This window comes from Arenibacter lacus, from assembly GCF_008711145.1.
Lineage (GTDB): Bacteria > Bacteroidota > Bacteroidia > Flavobacteriales > Flavobacteriaceae > Arenibacter > Arenibacter amylolyticus.
Map to the genome: position 1 here is coordinate 25,945 of NZ_VVIN01000026.1, position 25,700 is coordinate 51,644.

At 40.4% G+C, this 25,700-nt stretch carries 21 protein-coding genes, 1 tRNA gene and 1 pseudogene; 15 read left to right on the forward strand and 8 right to left on the reverse strand.

The genetic code is table 11. The features are described 5' to 3' along the window. Positions 1-400: 400 nt before the first annotated feature. From F1E73_RS17610 to F1E73_RS09395, 4 genes are all read left to right on the forward strand, one after another. Complete coding sequence (locus tag F1E73_RS17610; RefSeq protein WP_191089000.1) at positions 401-562, forward strand: DUF5522 domain-containing protein; 162 nt, start codon at positions 401-403, stop codon at positions 560-562. 75 nt (positions 563-637) lie between these two features. Then, positions 638-1,195, forward strand: coding sequence for a DUF4136 domain-containing protein (locus tag F1E73_RS09385; protein ID WP_086477976.1), 558 nt, complete (start codon positions 638-640; stop codon positions 1,193-1,195). A gap of 174 nt (positions 1,196-1,369) precedes the next feature. Beyond that, positions 1,370-3,121 carry an aromatic amino acid hydroxylase gene (locus tag F1E73_RS09390; protein ID WP_086477943.1) on the forward strand — a complete coding sequence of 584 codons (1,752 nt, stop codon included), beginning with the start codon at positions 1,370-1,372 and terminating at the stop codon, positions 3,119-3,121. Between the two features lie 56 nt (positions 3,122-3,177). Beyond that, a complete protein-coding gene (locus tag F1E73_RS09395; protein WP_150451765.1) occupies positions 3,178-4,443 on the forward strand; it encodes a glucuronyl esterase domain-containing protein in 1,266 nt (421 codons plus the stop codon). A gap of 11 nt (positions 4,444-4,454) precedes the next feature. On the opposite strand, the gene F1E73_RS09400 is transcribed toward F1E73_RS09395, so the two are convergent. From F1E73_RS09400 to alaS, 3 genes are read right to left on the reverse strand one after another with little or no spacing between them, the layout of a single operon-like run. Continuing rightward, positions 4,455-5,081, reverse strand: coding sequence for a DUF4230 domain-containing protein (locus F1E73_RS09400; RefSeq protein ID WP_086477945.1), 627 nt, complete (start codon positions 5,079-5,081; stop codon positions 4,455-4,457). Continuing rightward, on the reverse strand, positions 5,078-6,055 hold the full coding sequence (locus tag F1E73_RS09405) for a GSCFA domain-containing protein (protein ID WP_150451766.1): 978 nt from the start codon (positions 6,053-6,055) through the stop codon (positions 5,078-5,080). Before F1E73_RS09405 ends, F1E73_RS09400 begins: the two co-directional genes overlap by 4 nt. A 52-nt stretch (positions 6,056-6,107) precedes the next feature. Beyond that, entirely contained in the window at positions 6,108-8,723 is a 2,616-nt protein-coding gene (alaS, locus tag F1E73_RS09410) for an alanine--tRNA ligase (protein WP_150451767.1), read from the reverse strand. Positions 8,724-8,825: 102 nt separating this feature from the next. Here alaS and F1E73_RS09415 point away from each other — a divergent pair, with 102 nt between their 5' ends. Genes F1E73_RS09415 through F1E73_RS09435 form a run of 5 tightly spaced genes read left to right on the forward strand, consistent with a single transcriptional unit; the run spans position 8,826 to position 12,009 of the window. Then, positions 8,826-9,803, forward strand: coding sequence for a M23 family metallopeptidase (locus F1E73_RS09415; protein WP_150451768.1), 978 nt, complete (start codon positions 8,826-8,828; stop codon positions 9,801-9,803). Continuing rightward, the gene (locus F1E73_RS09420; protein WP_086477949.1) at positions 9,803-10,132 is read left to right on the forward strand and encodes a MerR family transcriptional regulator; all 330 of its coding nucleotides are present in this window, start codon (positions 9,803-9,805) and stop codon (positions 10,130-10,132) included. The genes F1E73_RS09415 and F1E73_RS09420 overlap by 1 nt, the downstream gene beginning before the upstream one ends. A gap of 16 nt (positions 10,133-10,148) precedes the next feature. Beyond that, positions 10,149-10,745, forward strand: a complete 597-nt coding sequence (locus tag F1E73_RS09425) for a LemA family protein (RefSeq protein ID WP_086477950.1) — start codon at positions 10,149-10,151, stop codon at positions 10,743-10,745. 12 nt (positions 10,746-10,757) lie between these two features. Further along, a complete protein-coding gene (locus F1E73_RS09430) occupies positions 10,758-11,195 on the forward strand; it encodes a TPM domain-containing protein (protein ID WP_086477951.1) in 438 nt (145 codons plus the stop codon). Positions 11,196-11,208: 13 nt separating this feature from the next. Beyond that, the gene (locus F1E73_RS09435) at positions 11,209-12,009 is read left to right on the forward strand and encodes a TPM domain-containing protein (protein WP_223883400.1); all 801 of its coding nucleotides are present in this window, start codon (positions 11,209-11,211) and stop codon (positions 12,007-12,009) included. A 138-nt stretch (positions 12,010-12,147) separates the two neighbouring features. Here F1E73_RS09435 and F1E73_RS09440 read toward each other — a convergent pair whose 3' ends face one another. The 3 genes from F1E73_RS09440 to der form a co-directional block, all read right to left on the reverse strand. Next, entirely contained in the window at positions 12,148-12,537 is a 390-nt protein-coding gene (locus F1E73_RS09440) for a VOC family protein (protein WP_150451770.1), read from the reverse strand. A 257-nt stretch (positions 12,538-12,794) separates the two neighbouring features. Beyond that, positions 12,795-15,533 (reverse strand): outer membrane beta-barrel protein, encoded by a 2,739-nt coding sequence (locus tag F1E73_RS09445; RefSeq protein ID WP_150451771.1) that lies wholly within the window; start codon positions 15,531-15,533, stop codon positions 12,795-12,797. 124 nt (positions 15,534-15,657) lie between these two features. Beyond that, positions 15,658-16,962: a ribosome biogenesis GTPase Der gene (der, locus tag F1E73_RS09450; protein ID WP_086477955.1), complete on the reverse strand. Its 1,305-nt coding sequence runs from the start codon at positions 16,960-16,962 to the stop codon at positions 15,658-15,660. An 85-nt stretch (positions 16,963-17,047) separates the two neighbouring features. Between der and F1E73_RS09455 the strand changes: the two genes are divergently transcribed. Further along, entirely contained in the window at positions 17,048-17,545 is a 498-nt protein-coding gene (locus F1E73_RS09455; RefSeq protein WP_191089001.1) for a GTP-binding protein, read from the forward strand. A 14-nt stretch (positions 17,546-17,559) separates the two neighbouring features. Here the strand turns inward: F1E73_RS09455 and era are convergent, their stop codons facing one another. Further along, positions 17,560-18,441: a GTPase Era gene (gene era / locus F1E73_RS09460; protein WP_150451772.1), complete on the reverse strand. Its 882-nt coding sequence runs from the start codon at positions 18,439-18,441 to the stop codon at positions 17,560-17,562. 46 nt (positions 18,442-18,487) lie between these two features. Next, entirely contained in the window at positions 18,488-19,969 is a 1,482-nt protein-coding gene (locus F1E73_RS09465; RefSeq protein WP_150451773.1) for a Na+/H+ antiporter NhaC family protein, read from the reverse strand. Between the two features lie 484 nt (positions 19,970-20,453). Here F1E73_RS09465 and F1E73_RS09470 point away from each other — a divergent pair. From F1E73_RS09470 to F1E73_RS09490, 5 genes and pseudogenes are all read left to right on the forward strand, one after another. After that, positions 20,454-20,526 (forward strand) — tRNA-Met (locus F1E73_RS09470). A gap of 285 nt (positions 20,527-20,811) precedes the next feature. Beyond that, positions 20,812-22,374 carry a DUF1186 domain-containing protein gene (locus tag F1E73_RS18060; RefSeq protein WP_317132955.1) on the forward strand — a complete coding sequence of 521 codons (1,563 nt, stop codon included), beginning with the start codon at positions 20,812-20,814 and terminating at the stop codon, positions 22,372-22,374. Positions 22,375-22,481: 107 nt separating this feature from the next. Further along, a pseudogene (locus F1E73_RS09480) lies at positions 22,482-22,799 on the forward strand (integrase core domain-containing protein); the annotation flags it as partial. 392 nt (positions 22,800-23,191) lie between these two features. Next, complete coding sequence (locus tag F1E73_RS09485; RefSeq protein WP_150451774.1) at positions 23,192-24,025, forward strand: helix-turn-helix transcriptional regulator; 834 nt, start codon at positions 23,192-23,194, stop codon at positions 24,023-24,025. Positions 24,026-24,748: 723 nt separating this feature from the next. Then, complete coding sequence (locus tag F1E73_RS09490; RefSeq protein ID WP_150451775.1) at positions 24,749-25,594, forward strand: SDR family oxidoreductase; 846 nt, start codon at positions 24,749-24,751, stop codon at positions 25,592-25,594. The last annotated feature ends 106 nt before the right edge of the window (positions 25,595-25,700 follow it).

Sequence of the window (25,700 nt, forward strand, 5' to 3'; positions counted from 1 at the left end):
CCGTATAAGCATCGAAGTATATAAAAAACCGGATAAGGCCCTCCAGGAAGTATAAAAAATAAAAGGGAAGAATCAATAATTCCTTTTGCTGCCGTAGGTGAATCTTTTCATGATTAATGAGAACGACATCCTTTATAAGAGCTCGATTCTTGAGTATGATAAAAGGCCAGACCGATAATCCTACATAGTCCTTATAAAAAAGATGTTTAAACACAATAACCATAAAGCGAAATCTAACTTATATAAAGATAACGGTCCTTAATTCAATAATGTGCGCTTTTCGATTTAAAACTAGCTAAATAAGATAAAAAACCAAAAAGCAAGCTAGTAGAAACCCAAATAGCCTCAAAGAATGGGACTCTCAGCCCTCTTTTCAATTAAATCCCATAAATTTACAGCAATGAAAAAAATAATACCCATAGAGAAAGGGGATTTTTATCTCTCTGAAGAAGGCTATAAAGTGTTCACAAAACAATACCTCTTAAAGCGTGGATATTGTTGCGAAAGTGGTTGTAGACATTGCCCTTACGGCTACAATCCCAAGACGGCGAGAAGAAAGTAACTCCTATTCCATTCGGCATGATATTTGTGATATCCTATTGTGAAGTTTAATGAATACGAATTAAAAAAAATAGTTATGAAAAATATCAAATTACTATTTGCTCCCCTTTTCGCCATCCTACTTTTGGCGTCCTGTTCTTCGGTGCAAGTGCTGACCGATTACGATAGAGAGGCAAATTTCAACAATTTTAAGACCTTTGCATTTTACAAAACTGGCATAGACAAGGCCCAAATTTCGGACCTTGACAAGAAAAGAATACTCAAAGCTATTGATGCTGAAATGAGCGCTCGAGGTTTTGTAAAATCTAATGAACCAGACATCTTAATCAGTATTTTCACTAAGGAAAGACAGCAGGTAGATGTATATAGTAATTATTGGGGCGCAGGATATTATGGCTGGGGATGGAATCCGTATTTCTGGGGAGGCCCATACAACCATGGTAATGTGAGCACCAGAACGGAAGGCTCCTTATACATAGATATTATAGATGCCAAAAACAAGGAACTAGTATGGCAGGGAAGAGGAGTTGGCAGCTTGCACAATATTAAAAACATTGAAAAGAAGGAGGCACGTATTAGAGAGTTTGTTGCCGAAATCCTACAAGCCTATCCACCGGGATCGGAAAGCAAATAAGGAGGTAGGCAAAAGCACACTTTTATAGCTTTCTATAATGTATTCATAAAGAGCTACACCCAATTATGTAAGGCCTTTTCCAGTTTTCTGGAAAGCCCACGCCCCAAAAGGAATTCCCACTTCCTTTTGGGGCTGCTTTTTTGTATATTTAGTTGATTTGTAAAACCTGCATCCATGTCGTACAAAAGCAACTATATATTGGATAAGCTGCCCCAGCATTTAAAGCAGTATATAAAGCCTCAAAACTATGAGGAATACACTCCTATTAACCAAGCAGTATGGCGCTATGTAATGCGAAAAAATGTTGACTACCTTAGTAAGGTTGCGCATAAAAGCTATGTAGACGGTCTCCGAAAAACAGGTATTGCCATAGACCATATTCCCAATATGTATGGAATGAACCGGATCTTGAAAGATATCGGATGGGCTGCGGTAGCCGTAGACGGATTTATTCCTCCCAGTGCATTTATGGAGTTCCAAGCTTACAATATTTTGGTAATTGCCTCCGACATTAGGCAGTTAGAGCATATAGAATACACCCCTGCCCCAGATATCATTCATGAAGGTGCCGGGCATGCTCCCATCATCGCCAATCCAGAATATGCAGAATACCTAAGGAGGTTTGGAGAAATTGGCAGCAAGGCCATTTCCAGTAGAAAAGATTATGAGCTCTATGAAGCGGTAAGACACCTTTCTATCATAAAGGAGGCCGAAGGCACACCCCAGGAACTGATAACAAAAGCAGAGAAAAAAATTGAGGATCTCCAACAGAATATGGGGGAGCCTAGCGAAATGGCGCTTATCAGAAACCTACACTGGTGGACGGTAGAATACGGGCTGATAGGCACCTTGGAGAACCCAAAAATTTATGGCGCCGGCCTTTTATCTTCTATTGGCGAGAGTGCTTGGTGCATGACAGACAAGGTTAAGAAACTCCCTTACTCCATTGAAGCAGTCCACACCTCTTTTGACATTACCCAGCCGCAACCACAATTATTTGTCACACCAGATTTTGCCTACCTCAACCAAGTTCTGGAAGAGTTTGCCAATACCATGGCCCTCCGGAAAGGAGGCCTAAGCGGATTGGAGAAACTGGTAGAATCTAAAGAATTGGGGACCGTGGAATTAAGCACAGGTATACAAATTTCCGGGAAATTTGATAATACCATTGCCCATGAAGGGAAGCCCATCTATTTCTCTACCAAAGGCAAAACCGCACTGTCTTATAGAGGTAAGGAATTAATAGGACATGGGACAAGGCATTATCCCAAGGGGTTTGGCTCTCCAGTTGGAAAATTAAAAGGAATCAATATTGCTATTGAGGATATGAGTCCAAGGGACCTAAAAGCCTATAATATTTACGAAGGTGAAACTGTGCTTCTTGAATTTGTGGGTGGCGTAACCATAAGTGGGGAAATAATAACTGGCACGCGAAACCTAAAGGGTGAAATTATCTTGATTACTTTTTCCAACTGCACCGTAAAATACCAGGACCAAATTCTTTTCCACCCAGCACAGGGGCTTTACAATATGGCCGTAGGGCAAACCATTGATTCCGTATTTAACGGCCCTGCAGACCTTTCTAGTTTCGATTTAATTACCCATACCATTTCGGACACCACCATAAAGTCAACCCCAACCAAGTGGCGACTGCAACTGGAGGAGCTTTATCGGCAGGTTAGGGAATACCGGGAAAGGAAAAACACCAACATCTCCAGAAATAAGGTATTTCAAGAATTGGTAAACAACCATCCCGATGATTGGCTACTATCGGTGGAGTTGTATGAATTGGCAAAAAATAACGGCGACCACGCCTTTGCCGATAGGATTGTAAATCACCTTGAGAAGGTAAAACGAAACAAACCCAAGGTAGGCCGCTTAATTGATGACGGCCTGGAATTGGTGGATAAAAATTTAGTAATTTAGGCGCTTTCACTTATATACGCACAGTAAGGGGTAGATGGCCCTAGAAATATACTTACATGAAGTTATTGGTCCATTTTACCTTGCTTTTATTTCTATATCCCATGTCCTCTTCTAAAGCTCAAGCACTTTACGATGAAAACAACGTACCTTTTTTTAAGGTACCCAACCCACTAACCACCTTTGAAGGCGAAAAAATATCCACTGCCTCTGAATGGAAAAACAAGCGAAGACCAGAAATCCTTCAATATTTCACTAACGAAGTATATGGTGCGTTTCCAGCACATAAGCCGCACCTATCTTCCAAAATTTTGGAGAAGGACCACAACGCCTTGGGAGGAATGGCCAAACGCTTGCAGATTGAACAAACCTTTAGCAGGGACAATAAAAGTTTAACCTTTACCATCTTACTATATCTCCCCAAGGAGGTAGCGAATGCCCCTATATTCCTAGGTTATAATTTCTTTGGCAACCACACGGTTACCGATGAGACGGAGGTATTGGTCTCCACCGCTTGGACCAACAACAATGCCCTTTTGGGAATTACCAACCATACTTTAACGGAGCAGACAAGAGGTGCAAAAAGCAGCCGATGGCCCTTAACTCAAATTATCGAGGCCGGTTACGGATTGGCCACCATATACTACGGGGAGGTAGACCCGGACAAAAACGATTTTTCCGATGGTATTCACGCCCTTTTTTATCAGAATGGCCAGCAACACCCAAAAGAAAATGAGTGGGGTAGTATTGCCGCTTGGGCATGGGGACTTCACAGAACCATGGATTTCTTGGAAAGGTATGAGGAGACCAAAAATTCTAAAGTTATAGTTTTTGGACATTCACGCCTTGGAAAAGCTGCTCTCTGGGCAGGGGCCAATGACGAGCGATTCGCAGCGGTGATCTCCAACAACTCTGGATGTGGTGGCGCTGCCATGTCTAAACGAACCTACGGAGAGACCATTGCCACCATCAATCAACGTTTCCCCCATTGGTTCTGCTCCAATTTTCAAAAATATAATAACAATGAAACTGCCTTGGAGGTAGACCAACACCAACTTTTGGCACTGATTGCCCCAAGACCCTTGTATATTGCCAGTGCTGAAGAAGACCGTTGGGCAGATCCCAAGGGGGAATTTCTCGCTGCCTATTATGCTACTCCCGTATATGAATTGTTTAAAAAGAAAGGGATTCCCTCTTTAGAAATGCCCGTCACCAATACCCCTATACTAAACACCCTGGCCTATCATATACGAAGTGGCAAGCACGATATAACGGAGTACGACTGGGAGCAGTATATAAAGTGGGCCAACCGTTTTTTAAGATAAACGCCCCCTTCTCAATTTTTAATTATGTGACTTGGAGCTCGTAGGTCCTCCAATCCCTGAACCGTATGATCCCCATATACCAAGGTCCACCCCATGGAATTGGTGAGCACCAAAAACTTAGACAACTCAGTTATCAAGCGGTTTTCTGCATTGGTAATTATCGAGGAAGCGTTAATTTGCTTCATCAGGGAAGCGTGTACGTTTTTCTTTATCTTATTATAATCCCCTGCATTAAACTGATTCAGAAAATCTGCTGTAACATCGTAGTATTCAAAATCTGGGTACAATTTAATTTCTGCTTCGGGAATACTACGGATATACAAGGTCTTAGACTCCTTGTCTACCTCAAAATCGATTAAGCTTAGATCATATGCTACCGTCACCTCCGCATTCACCACTACCAACGCCTTTTTCTTGGCAGTGATTAAAGGCCCAAAAAGTTGTTGGGAATCCTTATAGTTATAGACTTGGGAAAAGTGTCCCTCAGTAACAATTAGCTTGGCTACATTATTCACCTGTTTTTGCAACATCACCGCATTCTCCTCCAAAATAGAATCCTTCTTATTTTCTTCCGAACAGGAACGAATAATCAAGACGGCCGTTAAGGCCAACACCACACCAATTATAAAACCTCTCATTCTTTAAATTTCATAAACGGATACTCTTCTTGGAGCTCCTTAATTTTTTGTTGTTGTTTCACCAGAAACTTCTTATGCTGGTCCGAAGATAGATTAAATGGCCTATGCAACAAACCCTTTTGAACCTTGTCTACCTTTTCCATTACTGGCAGCACCGTTGTGGACAGCCACATAAAACTAAATTTCTCCCAAATATAATCTACTGCCAGGGTATTGGGATGAACCATATCCGCATTATAAAAGCGATAATCCCTTAATTCATCCATCATTATTTCATAGGAGGGAAAATAATGTGCCTTGGATCCAGTATTGTCTTTCCTTGCCGATATTTCACTAAGAATTGCATGTATAGAGGTGATTAGGTTTGCCTTGCTTTGCTGGTTTTCCACAAAACCATCTTTAAGATGTCTTACTGGGGAAACTGTGAAAATAAACTGGATATTCTTATTAACACTTTCAACACACTCCACCATACGCTTTAGAATAAGCGTGTTCTCTTCTATGGAAATCATTTCCTTGTTAAACTCCTTTTGTGGCACCTTATGGCAGTTGGCAACCATCCGATCTGTTTCCTTATGCCGATACACCCATGCGGTTCCCAAGGTAATTATAAGGTGGGAGGCTTTGGTAATATGCGCTAAGGCAATCTCTAAACTCGTATTTAAATTTTGCAGCAATGCTTCTTTGGAATTTGCCGAAAAGCTGGAATGGACATCAAAGCAATGCCATTGTCCATTATAGCAAAAGACGTCATTCTCGGTATAATACTCCTTATTAACCGCTCTACGCACCAATGCTTCCATTGCTTGCGGATGAAAAAGAGTGCCAAAGGGATTGCAAAGGGTACGGAATTTATAGTAACTGAGCTTATCCCCTATATTTTTAGAAAAACAAGAGCCCAATAAAACCACCTTACTTTGGTAGTCTATTGGGCTGCTAGCCTTCTTTAATGGTATTTGGGTCTGTAGTTTCATTGTGTAATTCACCTACTTTATTGAAACCAAATTGGCCCCATCTAATTGGCTGTTATCCCAAGTAATCTTTGGCTTTCTCCAAAACCTCTGGGATACCCGCTGGGTTTTTCCCCCCGGCAGTAGCGAAAAATGGTTGGCCTCCGCCCCCACCTTGGATATACTTCCCTAATTCTCTAACGATGGTCCCTGCATTTAAATTCTTTTGGGCCACTACTTCCTTGGAAATATAGCATGCCAATAGGGCTTTTCCATCTTTTTCCGTAGCGAACAAAAGGAATAGGTTATCTCTTTCCCCTCCCATTTCAAAGGACAAATCTTTAATTCCTGCAGCATCCAGGTCGATCCGTTTTGCGAGGAATTGCACTCCATTAACCTCGCTAAGTTCATTTAAAAGGTCGCCTTTTAAATTCTTGGCCTTGTCCCTTAACAAGCCTTCCACTTGCTTTTTCAACAATGAATTCTCCTCCTGCAAGGCAGTAACTGCCTTAACGGGATCTTTAGCATTGTTCAACAAATCTTTAATCTGGAGGACCATTCTATTATTTTCGGAATAAAATTCCTTTACCGCATCGGAGGTAATAGCTTCTATTCTTCTTATTCCCGAGGCTACTGCACCCTCAGACCTTATTTTAAAATGCCATATATCCCTTGTATTCTCTACATGGGTTCCTCCACAAAGCTCAATGGACTGTCCAAAACGGATGGTTCTTACAGTGTCCCCATATTTCTCTCCAAAAAGAGCCACTGCACCTTCTTTCATAGCTTGCTCCATAGGAATACCACGCTGCTCCTCTAGTGGCAGGTTGCCGTAGATACGAGCATTCACAAAGCTTTCTATCTCCTGTATTTCATCCACGGTAAGCTTGGCGAAATGAGAGAAATCGAATCGTAGGTATTTGGAGTGCACGGCAGAACCTTTCTGTTCTACGTGCGTACCAAGAATTTCCCGTAAGGCTTGGTGTAATAGATGGGTAGCAGTATGGTTACAAGCAGTTCTAAAACGTTGTTTTTTATCTACTACCGCCTTAAAACGCGCATCGGTTTCGGCAGGGAGTTCCTTGGTAAAATGTACAATTTCGTTATTTTCCCGTTTGGTATCCAAGATATAATATACCGTCCCATTGGGCGCTTCCAGGTAACCTTTATCTCCTACCTGTCCTCCACCTTCGGGATAAAACGGAGTCATATTGAATACCAACTGATACTTCTTGCCCTCCTTTTTGGTGGTAATCGTTCTATATTTCACCAATTTCACGGAGGTTTCCATTAGATCGTACCCTACAAATTCCTGTTCTGGATCATCGGATAAGATAACCCAATCGTCCTTAGAAACTTCTGAGGCCGATCTAGAGCGTGCCTTTTGCTCTTGCATGGCCGCCTCAAATCCCTTTTCATCTAAACCATATCCTCTTTCACTAAGAATAAGGGCTGTTAAATCTTTAGGAAATCCATAGGTATCATAAAGCTCAAAGGCCATTCGGCCATCCATAACCTTACCTTTATTGGCCTGGATCATAGTATCTAACAGAATTAGCCCTTGATCCAATGTTTTCAAGAAAGATTGTTCCTCTTCCTTCACCACATTCTCTATCAATTGCTTCTGCATCCTAAGTTCCGGGAATGCCTCTCCCATATGATCGGCAAGCACTTCTACCAATCTGTACATAAAGGGATCCTTGGTATCCAAGAAAGTAAAGCCATATCTAATAGCCCTTCTTAAGATCCTACGGATCACATATCCTGCACCGGTATTACTGGGCAACTGTCCGTCTGCAATGGAAAATGCTACTGCCCTAATATGATCTACGATTACCCGGATGGCAATATCCACCTTCTCATCCTTCCCATATTTGGCATTTGCGATGGTCTCTACCTCTCTGATAAGGGGGGTGAAAATATCGGTATCGTAGTTAGAACGTACGTTTTGCATGACCATACAGAGGCGCTCAAAGCCCATTCCCGTATCTACGTGCTTTGCAGGTAGGGGCTCTAAATCGCCATTGGCCCTTCTGTTATACTGCATAAATACCAGGTTCCATATTTCCACTACCTCCGGATGGTCCATATTGACCAGAGAGGCACCGGAGACTTTATCTTTCTCCTCCTTGGGCCTAATATCTACATGGATCTCGGAACAAGGACCGCAAGGCCCCTGGTCTCCCATCTCCCAAAAATTATCTGCTTTATTGCCAAACAATATTCTGTCTTCGGGCACAATCTTACGCCAAAAATTGAGCGCCTCGGTATCTTGCTCCAAATTATCGGCATCCTTACTCCCCTCAAAAACGGTTACGTAAAGACTATCCTTATCAATTTTACATACCTCGGTTAAAAATTCCCAGGACCAGGCAATAGCCTCTTCTTTAAAATAATCTCCGAAACTCCAGTTCCCCAACATTTCGAACATGGTATGGTGATAGGTATCCATACCCACTTCTTCCAGGTCGTTATGTTTACCACTAACCCTAAGGCACTTTTGGGAATCGGCTACCCTTTTGGATTTAGGCACAGAATTGCCCAGAAAGAACTCTTTAAACTGTACCATCCCGGCATTGGTGAACATTAAGGTTGGGTCGTCTTTAATGACCATGGGTGCTGAAGGAACAATTTTATGTGCTCTTTCCTCAAAAAATTCTAAAAACTTGGCTCTTATATCTTGGGATCTCATGTAAATTCGTAAGCTTTTTATATATTTAACTAATGCTTGAAAACATTTCTTAACTTTGCAAGCTGGATAAAAACCCGCACAAAAATAGAATAAATTACATACATGTCTAAGGTAAAATATTATTACGACCCAGACACCCTATCTTATCGCAAGATAGAACCCAGAAAAGCAAAAAAGTATAGGAATATCGCCTTCTTTTTTCTTGGCTCCATGCTTTTTGGACTTCTAGGGTTAGTATTCTTAATGAACACTAATTTAATTAACACCCCAAAGGAGCTCTCCTTACAGCGGGAAGTTAAGAATTACGAGCTCCAATTTGAAATTCTCAACAGGAAAATGTCTCAAATAGAGCAAGTTTTGGCAAATATAGAGGAAAGGGACAACAATCTATATAGAATGTATTTTGAAGCCAACCCTATCCCAGAGGAGCAAAGAAGAGCCGGATTTGGTGGAATTAATCGCTACCAGCATTTGGAAGGTTTTAACAATTCTGAAATGATCATTGCTTCCACGAAGCGAATGGAAATAATTCAAAAACAGATGGTAATTCAATCTAAGTCCTTGGATGAGATTACTAAATTAGCCGAAGAAAAGGAAAAGCTTTTGGCGGCAATCCCAGCAATACAGCCTATAAGCAATGAAGATCTTACCAGAATGGCTTCTGGCTATGGATGGCGTACAGACCCCTTTACCAAGGCCCGAAAAATGCACTGGGGGATGGATTTCACTTCTCCGAAGGGAACCCCCATCTATGCAACCGGAGATGGAAAGGTATTACGGGCAGACAATAATTCTTCTGGATATGGAAAGCACATTAGAATAGACCACGGTTATGGATATATGACCCTCTACGCACACTTAAGTCAGTACAACGTTAGAAAAGGCCAGAAAGTGGAGCGCGGAGATCTTATAGGATTTGTGGGGAATACCGGAAGGTCCGAAGCACCTCACTTGCACTATGAGGTATGGAAAGACCAACAACGGATTAACCCCATTAATTTTTACTATGGAAGTTTAAGTCCGGAGGAGTTTGAGAATATGCTGAAATATGCCACCCAAGAAAATCAATCTTTAGATTAATGCATATAGATTTGCCTGAGAAAAGGTATTACGGAATAGGTGAAGTTGCCAAAGCCTTTAAGGTGAATGCTTCCCTTATCCGTTTTTGGGAATCGGAGTTTGATGTACTAAAACCCAAAAAAAATGCCAAGGGCAACAGAAAATTCACCCCTGAGGACATAAAAAACCTTAAGCTTATCTATTATTTGGTAAAGCAACGCGGCTTTACCCTGGATGGTGCAAAAATTCAACTAAAGGAAAACAGGTTAAAGACCCTAACCTCTTTTGAAGTCATTCAAAAATTAGAGAAAGTAAAAGCAGAATTGATCAAAATAAAAAATCAACTATAATTAAAAACAGCTAGTTATGAAAAAATGGTTAATCCCCGTAATTATCATAGTTATTATTGCCCTAGGATTTTACCGCTGGGGAGTAAGCTTTAATAACACCGCAATATCCTTAAATGAAAATGTTAGTGAGGCGTGGGGTAATGTACAAACCTCCTATCAACGGCGTAACGATCTTATTGGGAACCTTGTAAAAACCGTACAAGGAGCTGCCGATTTTGAGCGCAATACGCTTCGAGAGGTTATTGAAGCAAGATCCAAAGCAACACAAACCACTATTGATCCTTCCAACATCACTGCGGAACAATTACAAGAATTTAATCAGGCACAAGGGGGATTAAGCAGTGCTTTATCCCGACTTTTGGTAACAGTGGAGCGGTATCCCGACTTAAAAGCGAATCAAAATTTCTTAAAGCTTCAGGACGAGTTAACAAGTACCGAAAACACTATACAAACTGCCAGAACACGGTTTAACGAGGCTATAAAGCCCTACAACAACCATGTGAAGATATTCCCAAATTCCATCTTAGCCGGTTGGCTTGGCTTTGACGACAAACCTTATTTTGATTCTGAACCTGGCGCCGAAAGACCGGTAGATGTTGAATTTGATTTTTAATTAGAAGAAAAAATGCCCTCCAGTGAAGATTTTTTAACCATTGAAGAAGAACGGGAAATTATTGAAGCTATTCGCATTGCTGAAAATAATACTTCGGGAGAAATACGTGTGCATATAGAAAATGGGTGCGGCAAAGACCCATTGGAACGCGCCAAGGAAGTTTTTCATCTTCTAAAAATGGACAATACCAAACAAGACAATGGGGTATTAATCTATGTAGCCACAAAAGAACACACTTTCGCCATCTGTGGAGGGAAGGGAATTGATAAAGTAGTACCAAAAAATTTCTGGGACGCTACCAAAAATACTATCATTTCCCATTTTAAAGCTAAACGCTTTAAACAAGGTTTAATAGAAGGCATTTTGCTGGCCGGAAAAGAACTTAAAGCTCATTTTCCATGGCGGGAAGACAATAAAAATGAGCTTTCGGACGAAATTTCACGAGGATAACTTACAAGTTTCAATGTTCAAAAGAATACTATTATTCTGGATTTTAACAGCGTGTACCACTAGTATTTTCGCTCAGTTCAATATTCCCGAGCCTCCTAAAACCCCTACTAGTGTCTATGATTACGCTAAGATGCTTTCCACTACAGAGGAACATGCTCTTAAAACAAAGCTTCTTGCCTACGCAGATACTACTTCAACACAAATTGTTATTGCCATAGTCCCTACCATAAATGGAGAAAATATTGGCCTCTTAACTCCCAAATGGGCCCACGAATGGGGAATAGGCCAAGCAGACAAAGACAATGGAGTTTTTATTTTATTGGCAGAAAAAGAACGAAGAATATGGATATCCCCCGGCTATGGGGTAGAAGATAGACTCACAGCAGGTATCGTGGGTGAGATTACAAGAAACGTAATAATCCCTGAATTTAAAAAAAACGATTACTATGCTGGCCTTAACAAGGGAATCGATGCTATTATCCAGGTATTAAATGGCAAGTATAAAGAGGACCGCACCTTTGGGCAATCTAACGACCTCCCCTTCTCTTCCATACTCCCAATAATTATATTTATTATCATCATGATAATCCTCTCCAACAGAGGAAGAAGAGGTGGCAATAGTGGTAGCGGCGGCGGTAGATCCGGCGGATTAGATATTTGGGACATCATTGTTCTAAGCAATATGGGACGCAGTGGACACAGAACAGGCTCTTCTGGAGGGGGCTTTGGCAGTGGTGGCGGATTTGGCGGAGGATTTGGTGGCGGATTTGGCGGCGGCGGCTTTAGCGGTGGCGGCGCAGGGGGAAGCTGGTAGAAGCTTAACCCTATTTGCTACGCTTATTATTATACAAAAAGGAGGGCTAGCATTTATACAAATGCTAATTTTCAAACAAAACTAACTTGCTGTAAATTTCCTAAAATGCAATCCATATCTTTAGATGCATTTCTGCTCTTATGACATAGAGTGCAACCCAATCATATTACCCTCTGTGTCATAAACAAGGGAAACAAAACCATAGGCTCCGATGGACTGTTTGGACCGCGACACCTTACCTCCAGCTTTTTCTACCCTACTCTCTTCCACAGCGCAATCGTCACAATGGAAATATACCATTGTACTGTTTCCCCCTGCTTCCATGCCATCTACCTTCACCAACGCTCCACTAGTTCCAGAACCGTTGATATTCATGGGGAATGCAAGCATCGTTAAATTCTCCTGAGTTTCTTCAGGCAGGTCAAGCACACTACATTCAATTTTAAATACGGCCTCGTAGAATTTTTTGGCCCTTTCCATTTCGTTTACGTATATCTCAAACCAAACCACAGGATTTTTAGCCGCCATATCTTTTATTTTACTGGTTACACTTCCTTAAAGTTACAGGAATTTATTTATACAGCATTCCATAAATTGATATTAATTGGCGCTATCTTTCTATTAATCCCCACACCTAGGATAGTTTCAGCAATTACCATAAAGTATAACCCAATAATCTGCCAATCGGTTTGCTTTGCATTCTTTTGAAACCACCAAGAACCACATAGACATAAAACGATGCGCGGTTAATTAATTACACTAAGAAAAAGCGAGCAGTATAAGGTTTAAAATCGTCTTCCCCTACCTCGTTGCTTACTCCCTCCAAACTGATCGAACTTATAACTAAAACTAGCCATAAAATAGCGTTTTAGCATGGTTCCCTGGTAATCTTGGATAAAGTCTTCCCCAGTGGTCCTTCGGGTGTTTATATTTTGATCCAAGAGGTCGTACGCCAATATTTTCACAGTTCCTTTCTCTTTTAACACCTGCAGCCCCAGACTCATGTTCCAGAACAAGGCATCTTTATTAAATCCTGGACCCACGTTCCCGTTATAACTATAGCGTAGGTCGTTACCCCAAATTAAGTTTTTGGGCCAATAACTAGTCACCCTTAGACTAGCATTCTGAGAAGTATACCTAATATCATCTAGACGGTCTAGGTTGTATTTGGTATTGTTAAAGGAAATACCATATCCTGGCTCTATCTCCAAGAGCTCTTTGTAATTATAGGTGGTAGAGACATAAGGAAATACACTAAAGCTCTTCCCCTTAAGTTCTGTCCCATTGGTAAAGCTTACTCGCTGATCTATGCTAAAGCTAGGCCTTATATTAAATCTTAAGGTATATACACTATCTTTCTTAATCTGCTTAGAATAACCAAAGCCACCATAACCATTATAGTTTCCATTTACATTGGTAAATCTAGTGGTCCTTAAGAAATCCTCATCGGTGGTAGTTACAGCCGACACCCTATCATTTTGGATGTTAAGCCCAGAATACAAATAAACTCCACTCCGTTCTCTCCAATTATAATTATTGAAGTTAAAACGGATATTGTGATTTATACCCGGCAGTAAATTTGGATTACCAATAACGATATTTAGGGGGTTGTTTACATTGGGAACTGGCTGCAATTGATTTACATTAGGAATATTCAATCTAGAATTATATCTAAAAGACAATCGCTTATTTTTACCCAAGGAATAATTAATGTTACTGCTGAAGGTTAGGTTTTCATACGAATTAGAAAAGTTACTGTTCCTTAAATAGTCTGTATTGGTAAGATCCGTAAAGACATAATTTGCGCTGACTCTAAAGTTAAGTTTTTCACCCTGACTCTGAATTCCTATGGAAGGGGTTTGCTGTTGGTTGGTAAAATTAAAATCGGAACTCAAGGCTTCGTTAAATAGATTATACCCACCTGTAGTATCGTCGTAATCCATTACTTCCCTATTATCCCCCCTTCGATCATGAGAAAACTGATACCCTAGATTCAGGAATAACTTGTTGCTTAAAGGCTGTCTAAAGGAAGCCTCTAAATCATAAGAGTCCCGTCTATTATCCACTTCCGAAAGCTGATCCAAGATTTCTACACTGGCATTGTCACCATAAATCTCCCGGATAGAGCTTAGATTGGAAGTACTCTTATTTTCGGAATTGTTATTGGAAAAAGTAAAACTTAAGATGGTACCAATGGTATCCAATTTTTTCATTAGGCTCACCCTATTGGAGAAGTTTCTCTGGTGGCCGTCGCTAATAGAAACCCGTTCGTTAGAGTTTATAAGGTCACCATCCTCATTCTTACTAATCGTATTATTACTATTGTTAGAGTTGCTCCAATTAGCACTTAAATTAGGCTGCACAGACACCCTTAGGGTAGGATCTATATCGAACTCCAGATTTACAGTTCCCCTATTAGAGTTGGTAGCCCCCGTAAAATTGGAAACGTTCTCCGTGAAGTACCTACTATCTGGTAAAATATTTTCCCTGTTGGTCTTCTGATCATTATAAGAGTCACTGTATGCAAAGAAGTAATTCCCATCTACCTTATACTTTCCTTTTTTAGCATTGGCATAACTAGCTCCTAAATTTGATGAGGTAGTAATTCCATTTCCAAAATTATTAAGAAGGTTAGATCCCCTAGCCCCGGAATTCCCCACCATATCATAAATCTCATCGTACGAAAAACCGGAGTTGTTAATATTATTGGCACCTCCAATAAAACTTACGCGTTGCGTATCGTTGAAATAATTGAGTAATCCGCTGAGCTGATACCGGTCATCCGTACCGTAACCTGCCGATGCGCGACCCATATATCCTTTATTCTTATCTTTCTTGATGGTGAGGTTAATGGTCTTATTTTCTCCCTCTGCATCGTCTCCGGTGAATTCTTCTCTTTTTGTTTTAGAATCTACAATCTGAATTTTACTGATAATATCTTTTGGAAGGCTTTTAGTGGCCACTTTGGGATCGTTACTAAAAAACACCTGACCATTCACCAGCACCCGGTCTACTTCCTTTCCGTTCACCATAATTTTACCATCGGAATCCACTTCCACGCCCGGCAGCTTTTTCAGCACATCTTCTACCGTGGCATCTGGCCTAGTCTTAAAAGAATCGGCATTAAACTCTAACGTATCCTTTTTTATGGCAATAGGGATTCTATGCCCCACAAGATGTACCTCATCCAATTCCTCGGCCTGCTCCTCTAATTTTACCTTTCCAAGATCAAGGCTTTCCTGCAACTCTACATCCATCTCTATTGACTTATAACCATTATAGGTAAAGAAAAGCTTTACCTCCTTTAATGGAGTGTTTCCCTCCAATCGGAATTCCCCTTTTTGATTGGATATGGTATAGGTAATTAGACTACTGTCTCTCACAGATTCCGCATAGATAGTAGAAGCCTCTAAAGGAGTATTAGTAAGCGCATCTACTACCTTTCCACTAAGGGTAAAATCTTGCGAAAAAACGATAGGTAAAAAGAAAAGAAAAAACAGGAAAGAAAGTACTACTCTTATCATTGGTAAAGTTTGGTGTTAGGATATTGGTAAATTCACAAACTACCAAAAATACCCCAACACCAAAGACAACCAAAGAGCTTAACAGAACTTTAATACTAGTAGGCACTTGGCCCAGCAAATAGGATTACTTTTTCCGCATAAACACGGACACTGGCGATCCTGTAAAATCAAAATTCTCCCTTAATTTGTTTTCCAAGAACCGCTTATAAGGTTCCCGCACATATTGTGGAAGATTACAAAAGAATGCAAATTGCGGATAGGGAGTTGGCAACTGCGTACAGAATTTAATCTTCACATATTTATCTTTGTAGGCTGGCGGTGGATAATTCTCTATAATAGGCAACATGATATCATTCAGCTTTCTAGTAACCACTTTTTTAGCTCGATTCTCATAAACCTGAACGGCCGTTTCTATGGCTTTATAAATCCGCTGCTTGGTAAGCACGGAGATAAAGATAATGGGGACATCTACAAAGGGTGAGATAGCCTCTTTTATTCTTTGGGTATACTGTTTAATGGTATTGGTTTCCTTATCCTCTATTAGGTCCCACTTGTTCACCAATATTACAATCCCTTTATTGTTTCTATGTGCCAACCAGAAAATGTTCTCTACCTGCCCATCAAATCCACGGGTAGCATCTAACATAAGGATACAAACGTCCGAATGCTCTATGGCTCTTACAGAACGCATCACCGAATAGAACTCTAGATCCTCGCGTACTTTGGACTTTCGTCTAATTCCTGCGGTATCCACCAGGTTAAACTCAAATCCAAACCGGTTGTATTTCGTATCTATACTATCCCGCGTAGTACCAGGAATATCGGTCACAATATACCTATCCTCTCCGATCAATGCGTTTATAAAAGACGATTTTCCAGCGTTGGGCCTTCCTACCACGGCAAAACGTGGCAGATCGTCTGGTTGTTTAGCTTTTTCAGGCAATACTTTTACCAAATCATCCAACAGGTCCCCGGTACCACTTCCATTAATACTGGATATGGTGTGATATTCGCCCAGTCCAAGGGAGTAAAACTCAACAGCATCTTGCATCCGCTGTGCGTTATCTACCTTATTCACCACCAAAAACACTGGCTTCTCTTCCCGTCTCAATAGTTTAGCAACATCCTGATCCATACCCGTAACTCCGGACTCTACGTCTACCATAAATACAATGGCATCTGCTTCATCTATGGCCAGTTCTACCTGCCTATCTATTTCCTTTTCAAAAATATCATCGCTACCCAGCACATATCCACCTGTATCTATCACTGAAAATTCTACACCGTTCCAATCACTTTTACCATAATGACGGTCCCGCGTTACGCCGCTAACGGCGTCCACAATAGCTTCCCTTCTCTGGATAAGACGATTAAACAAGGTTGATTTGCCCACATTGGGCCTTCCTACAATGGCAACTATAGCGCTCATATACTTTAACTTTGGTGCAAAAGTACTATTAAAAATTGAGGTAAAAACAGTATCTTTTCTCCTTTATTAACACTTAGCTCCAACAATGACTCTTCCCAACGGCATTGCCTTACGACCTAGGTTTCAACTCCTATTGAAGGAAAAGGCCCTTCCTGTTTTGGAATTATTCAGGGAAAATGAAGATCCGCCGTTTCTTATAAAGAGCCTGGGACAGCACGTATTTATAAAGTTCAATAAAACAGAATCTAACTTTTGGACCCCCCAATTGCAATTTGAAATTGTGGACTATGAGGAGGGACAAAGCAAGCTATATGGCCTATTTGGACCCAATCCTACGTTGTGGACCTTTTTTATGTTTATCCATTTTATTATAGCTACGCTCATTATTGTAATGGGCATCTGGGCATACTCCGGTTATGCCCTAGGACATTCCTACACCCTACAAATTGGTCTTATTGGGCTAATGGTTGTACTTTGGGTAGCCTTGTACGTCTTTGGCAGGTGGGGCAAAAAAAAAGGCAGGCACCAAATGGAACACCTGCACAATTATTTAATACAACGGCTATGCACTTATATTACCTAGCCCACCGAAAAAGATTAATTATTATACCCAAATCGCTTTAGCTGCTTAGGATCGTTCCTCCAGTTTTTATTCACTTTTACGTACAACTCCAAATGCACCTGTTTCTCAAAGAAGTTTTCTAGATCCTTTCTTGCTTCAACCCCTACCCTCTTCAGAGCAGCTCCTTTATGGCCAATAATGATCCCTTTTTGAGTATCTCTCTCCACCATTATTACAGAGCGCATGCGTATTATCTTTTCATCTTCAAAAAACTCCTCAGTATCGATTTCCACTGCGTAAGGAATTTCTTTTTTATAAAATTGAAGGATTTTCTCCCTTATAGTCTCATTAACAAAAAAACGCTCTGGTTTGTCTGTCAGCTGATCTTTCGGATAATAAGCCGGACCCTCCGGTAGTAATTCCAAAATACGGTGAAATACTTCCTTCACATTAAAATTCTGAAGGGCAGATATAGGGTGAATCTCTGCCGTTGGCAATTGCTCTTGCCAGTATTGCACCTGCTCTTCTAACATTCCCTGTTCGGAAACGTCAATTTTATTGAGCAGCAACAGAACCGGAATTTTGGTGTTTTTAAGTTTCTCAAAAAACTTTTGATCCTTTAACGCCCTCTCACCAATTTCCACCATGTACACCAAGACATCGGCATCCTCAAAGGCAGATTTAACAAAATCCATCATAGAGGACTGCAATTCATAGGCAGGTTTAATGATACCTGGCGTATCGGACAAGACCATTTGGAAGTCGTCCCCATTTACTATACCTAAGATCCGGTGCCTAGTAGTCTGGGCCTTGGAGGTAATGATAGACAGTTTTTCCCCCACGAAAGCATTCATGAGTGTAGATTTCCCAACGTTGGGATTTCCTATAATGTTTACAAAACCGGCTTTATGGGACATAATTTCATCTATTTTATTTGATGCAAAGGTAAAGGATTCCTTGGTTCTAGATGATAATTAAGCCTAAAATAACGTATAAGCCCACTGTAACCAGTCCGCCGATTATAGCATAGGGCATTTGAGTATTCACATGATCTATATGATCGCTCCCCGATGCCATGGAAGAGATTATAGAGGTATCCGATATGGGGGAGCAATGATCACCAAAAATCCCCCCGCCTAGGGTGGCCGCTACCACAAACGGCAAGGGCACTGCGTGTATTTCTGCCATAGGTACAGAAATCGCCATCATAATGGCAAAGGTACCCCAAGAGGTTCCCGTAGAGAAGGCAATAAACGAGCTAATGACAAAGATGGTGGCTGGTAAAAAAGCGGGAGACAACCATTCCTTGGACCAATTAGCCACAAATTCCCCAGTCCCCAATTCATTGGAAGCATCCCCAATGGCGAAGGCCAACAACATTAATAGGGCTAAAGGCATTAATTCACTGATCCCTTTTAAAACCAAATTCACCATTTCTTTGGTCCTCATAATTCCTTGCGACCTATATAGTAGCATAGCAACAATAATGGAAGTGAGCACGGAATACAGAACGGAAGAAGATCCGGAGCCATTCCCGATAGCTTGAAAAACATGATCTCCAAAGGAAATAGAGACAGGAACCGCATCCCAACCGGTATATGCAAGAAATACGGGCATCATCAGTACCATGGTGGCCAGTGGCACGATCATATTATAGGCCTTTGCCGCTATTCCCTCCTTGGACTCAAATGCGGTGACCGTAGAAGACAACATTGGCTGCGCATTGTCATTCATTAATTTCCCGGTTTGACGGGTCCGCTTTTCCGCTTTGGCCATAGGACCAATATCCTTTTTAAAAACTATCACTAGAAACACAAATAATATGGCGAGCATGGGATAAAAATTATAGCCCATGGAGGAAAGCATGGTGCCTAATGGATCTTCTATCCCCTGGGAGAGCAACAAGCCCATTATAAAAGCACCCCAAGCATTAAAGGGAATAAGGATGGACGAAGGCGCAGAGCTAGAATCGGCGATATAAGCTAACTTTTCCCTTGGAATTTTTAGTTTATCAAAAACCGGTCTATAAAGGGTACCTACGGTTAAGGAGCTGATACTAGTCTCTACAAACAACAATATCCCAGTAAGCAAGGCCATCAATTGCACTACTACCCTACTAAATCCGCTCCGTTTCTTTTCGAAACGGAGAATTATTCTATTGAGTACATTAATAAAACCCTCTACTCCTTTAGAATATTGAATAAACAACAGCAATGCACCTACCAAGGCACTAAACATTATGGTCCTGGTATTTCCCGGGGATTTAAATACATTAACTAGGCCTTCTACAGCGGCAAGGGTACCAGTGAAAAAATTCCAATCCTCCAAGATAATCCAAGCAAACCATATCCCGAAAAGTAGCGCAATGTATACCTGCTTAGTCCGCAGAGCAAGGACAATGGCAATTACGGGAGGCAAAATGGAGAGAAAACCATAGTTATCCATAAGTAGTAAGGTGAGTTAATTTAGATATGCTTTATTTAAAGGGTTACAAAATAGAAAGAAATTAAACACCGTACTACAACAACGGTAATTTAAACTTCTAAGGAAGGGGAATCTTGCTAAGAAAAAAAGATTTTAAAATATTCTCCATTTCATTTTGATTATATGGAAAAGTGATTGTATATTTGCACCCCGAACGGGCAATGTCTCAGAAACAATAGCCCAGACGAAAATTGAAATAGTAGCACTATAAAGGTGCAGTAAACATACATCGCGGGATAGAGCAGTATCCTTCGACTACGCTCAGGACAGGGCACCTACTCTTACTGAGTTGAAAAATTGAAATAGCAGCACCTTAAAAGTGCAGTAAACATACATCGCGGGATAGAGCAGTATCCTTCGACTACGCTCAGGACAGGGTACCTACTCTTACTGAGTTGAAAAATTGAAATAGTAGCACTATTATAAAAGTGCAGTAAACATACATCGCGGGATAGAGCAGTAGGTAGCTCGTCGGGCTCATAACCCGAAGGTCACAGGTTCGAGTCCTGTTCCCGCTACTAGTAAAAACAAGGGTTTCAAGAGATTGAGACCCTTTTTTTATTTCTACTGTACAACATATGTACAACATTTTTTAAGATTTAGTCTCTTTTCTGGGATTTATATATTTAAGGCATCACGGACAGTTGTTGTGTTTGATCCAAAAAAAATCATGATTTATACCTTCTAAAAGTTTTTGATTATTGTTAGTATAGTCTAAATTTGATATGTATTGTCAAAATGACTCTTAGTAATTTGAAGGGAGCAAATAAAATCGTCAATCAACACCTCGCAACCATCCCTACATGGAAATAAACTACAACATAACCACCGATCCAAACTTGTTGGACAAACAAAATGGAATTACTCCTGAACTTTCGCGCAAGTTGGAATGGTTTCACAAACTGGCGTTAAAAGGAAAAAGATCGAGCGTGCAAAAATTGCTGGACGCTATAGAGCGCTATCCCAATAATCCTCAGTTGAAAAATTATTTATCCGTTCTGTACGGCCAACTGAATGATACCAAGAAGATGCACGAGACCAATAGGTGGGTTATTGCGGAACACCCCGATTACCTATTCGGAAAGCTAAACTTGGCAAGCGAATATTACTTCAATCAGGAATACGATAAAATGCCTGAAATTTTAGGCACCAACATGGAGATACAATCGCTCTATCCAGACCGCGACACCTTTCATATAAATGAGGTCATTTCATTTTATAAATGCGCAACCCTTTATTATTCCGCTATCGGTGACCTGGAGCAGGCGGAGGTCCGACTCAATTTAATGCAAGAACTAGCACCTGATTCCGAAGAAACCGAAATGGCCTGGAAACGATTCTATACGGCCTCGCTAAAAGCAAGCCAAGCGCGTTTTGAAGAAGAACAGAAAACTAGAATATCGGTAACGACTAGTCCTCAAAAAATTTATCCTACCCAAGAAGCTCCCACTTTCCATCACGAGGAAATAGAATGGCTCTACACCCATGGACTCCACATCGGTGAAGAAAAACTGAACAGGATACTGTCGCTCCCCAAGGACACACTTATTAATGACCTTGAATTGGTGTTACTCGATAGTATTGCCCGTTATGGCTATTTTATAAAATCCATTGAAGAAAACGGATGGGACGAGGAGGAGATGAATTTTGTAATCCATGCCATTTACCTATTGGGAGAACTCCAGGCAACCGACAGCTTAGATGTCATTTTGGATGTTCTGAGCCAATCCGATGCATATTTCGAGCTCTTTTTAGGTGATTTTCTCACTTCGGCAATTTGGGAACCTATCTACAAAATTGCCGTCAATAACCTGGAAGCATGTAAAGAATTCATGTATACACCCGGGTTGGACACCTATGCCCGCACTACCATCACGGATGTATTGGAACAGCTTGCCTTACACCATCCCGAAAGGCGCGAGGAGGTTTTGGCCTGGTTCAGGGAGGTCATTCTGTTTTTCTTGGACAGCAGCCTAGAGGATAATGTAATTGACAGCGATGTGATAGCGCTGTTGATATGCAATGTAATCGATATCGATGGTGCAGAATTAGTGCCGGAAATAAAACAGTTATTTGACCGAGGGTTAGTGTCCCAGGGTATTTGCGGGGACTGGCAGGAAGTGATTGAAGCCTTTGAACAACCATGCCCCCGAGATAAAAGAAATGAAATTCTGCCCATGGCAGACCGTTACGACATCATAACAAATACTTGGGCCGGCTACAGGGAGGAATTGGGTAGTCCTCCAGAAGATTTCTTTGATTTTCTACATTCCTCACAAATGCCTATAATAGCGGAACCGAAAATTGGACGTAACGAACCTTGTCCCTGCGGCAGCGGGAAAAAGTATAAAAAATGTTGTTTGTAATAGCTACGAGTTCGTCTGACGGTCTTAAGGATTAATATTTCTTGTTTTGCCTCTTTAAATATAATTCTTAACTGTCAGATTTTATCGTGGTTACTTCAGATAATCATATTTTCCATTCCGACCGAGGGAGCCAGTATGCTTCAAATAAAATAACAAGCCTGTTAAGCTTAAGTTGCAAAACAACTCAAAGTATGAGCCGGAAAGGGAACTGTTGGGATAATGCCGTAGCTGAAAGTTTCTTTAAGACCATAAAATATGAATGTATCCATAGGCACAACTTTAAAACCTATTTTCAAGCTTACCAAATTATTGAAAACTACATTAATTGGTATAATAATGTTAGAATACATTCTGCCTTGGACTATAAAACACCGACTGAAAAAGAATTCGAACTAAAAATCAAAAACATGCATAATGTAGCATAAAAAATAGTACCAAATTTATTAGGTAGTCCATTACATATTGTCTTGTAGCGATTGTAGGGCATGACCTGAAAATTGAACGTTCAACCTACGAAATATTACGGGTCTTGGGGATATCCCTACTGGATAAAACCCCTGTAAATGAGCTGTTTACCAATGTAGATTACAATAATATCAAAGAACTTGAATATAATCAACTGAAAATCAGTCTATTTTAAGTGGACACTAGTGGTTTAAACCACTAAAACAATACATATCCCTTTATTCAAATAAGAAAATTTGGACTCTAGAATAGAATTAAACATCAAATTGGTAAATTTGAATTAAAACTGGATATTGATAATCAATACTTGAAGTTTGACATTCGTTGAAACCTGAAACCACTATAATATTAAATGAATAAACTATTTCATATATTCAGAGTTAACGAAGCAGAAGCGACATTTATTTCTTCCCAACCAGATGAACCACATAGCCACGACTTTGAAGAATTATTGATTGGTATAAGTGGAGAGCTGGAACATTTTATTGATTTTAATGTAACCACAACCCAGGCACCTTTTGTGAGTTTCGTCACAAAAGGCAAGGTACACCGGGTAATACCGAGACTGTATAACGGGAAATGCGAGATTTGGGCAATTCGTTTTAAGAGTGATTTTATTCCAGAGACTAGGTTCCAACTTTATTCTCTTTTTCACGGCAAGGCCAATTTAAAATTAGAAAAAGGAAGCTGCTTTCAACGACTCTCAATAATATGCGAAATGATGAACGATGAAACTTCTCAAGAAATCCCAAGCTACGCCATTATCAAGCAACTCTTGAGTACCTTGTTCACTATAATAGAGGTTGAAATAAAAAAATTGGGCAACACCAACGAAGCCTTGCAAAAAACTCAGAACGAAACATTTGGGAATTTCCTGTCCATTCTTGAAAAAAATTATCACAGACCTTTGGGTGTTGATTTTTATGCTGAAAAACTATTTATGTCCACCAGAAACTTAAACTTGATATGCCAAAATATTTTAGAACAGAGTGTCTCGGAAATCATCGAGACGCGTAAGCTTACCGAAGCCAAAAACTTGTTGATCTCTACGAAAAAAAGCATTTCTGAAATAGCCTACGAACTGGGCTACAATGAAAACTCATACTTCTCTCATGTCTTCAAAAAAAAATCTGGTCAATCGCCAAGTGAGTTTAGGGATGAGATGGGGAAAATAGCTTCTTTCTAAATCTACAATTCATTTACCGATTGGTATAATATATAGTTGCATGTAGTAGTTTTTGTCACTAAATAGCGATTTGGCAGAACATTAATTTAATGGATTATGAAAAAAGCAAACAAGATGCCCCATACCTTAATAGCCAGACCATTCCCATTGATAGTGGAGAATCGAATGATTATGGAAATGTTTAATTAAACCATTAAAAAAATAAGTAGAATTTAAGTTGATTTCCCAAATCTACATCCCAACTACCGAATAATGTAACTATAAAAACATATTTGTTCCCATCTTTGTAGTGTTGGTTTTTTCATTTAATCACAATTAAAAACAACATTGGACTGCGCCCCCAAACAACCCAGAAATGACGGCAAAAGCAGTGTTCATTATACCCTAAAATATTTTAATAACGTAAAAAAACATGATAATACTAAATTACAATTGGATTAGAGGAGCTAATATTCCTGTAGATGGTGGTATCTATTCATATGTTTTATTAAATAAAAACAATTTTAAAAAAATTTTATAACTGAAAACAAAAGAAAGCTATAGAACTCCTACTTTTTGTGATCCAGAAACAGGTATATGCATAATCCCCACTTACTGTGTTGGAATGGAATTACGTGACGACACAAATTGAAATGAGAATAATGGTAATATAACAAGTTAGGTATATAAAGTATGTACCTGGCATGTATTAATTTTTCAAGAATTAGACAAAATATAACAATTATGAAAATAGGAATAACTGGAGCTACTGGGCAATTAGGGCAACTAGTAGTTCAAAAATTAAAAGAGAAAAACACGGGAGCTAAATTAGTGGCTTTGGTTAGAGACCCAAAAAAGGCTGCATCGTTGGGAATAGAAGTCAGAACCTTTGATTATGGGCAACCAGAAACCCTACCGCAAGCATTGGAGGGTATAGACCATTTAGTATTTATTTCTGGTAGTGAAATTGGTAAACGAGAGACCCAGCATTCCAATGTGATAAAGGCTGCTAAACAAGCCAAGGTAAAGAAAATTGCCTACACCAGCTTGCTCCACGCAGATACTTCCTCCCTGATGTTGGCACCAGAGCACCTGGCTACGGAAAATATGCTGAAGGAATCCGGTATTCCCCACACTATTTTGCGCAACGGTTGGTATACTGAAAATTATACGGCCAATTTAAAAGCAGCCTTGGAGCACGGTGCTATTATTGGGAGTGCAGGCAACGGCAAAATTTCATCGGCTACACGTGAGGACTATGCCGAGGCTATAGCCGAAACCATCACCAGCGATGCCCACACAGGACAAACCTATGAATTGGCCGGTGACCAAACCTACACTATGCAGGATTTGGCTGCCGAAGTAAGCAAACAAACGGGTAAAAACATCGTTTTTGTAAACCTTCCGGAAGCGGAATACGCTCAGAAATTGCAGGAAATCGGCTTGCCCGAAGGCATGGCCACAGCTTTTGCCAGTTTGGATTACAGCGCTTCCAAAGACGATTTGCACAACGAAAGCGGCACTTTGTCACAATTGATTAAACGTCCTACTACACCACTATCCCAAGCGGTAAAAGCAGGGTTAAAATAAAAATCGGTTCTAATATTGGAACAGTTGCTATGAAATGAGCATGACCGAAATCTGGTCGCTAGCCCGAAAGATCCAATCAGGCTGGCCTGCCCGAACGAAGTAGTCG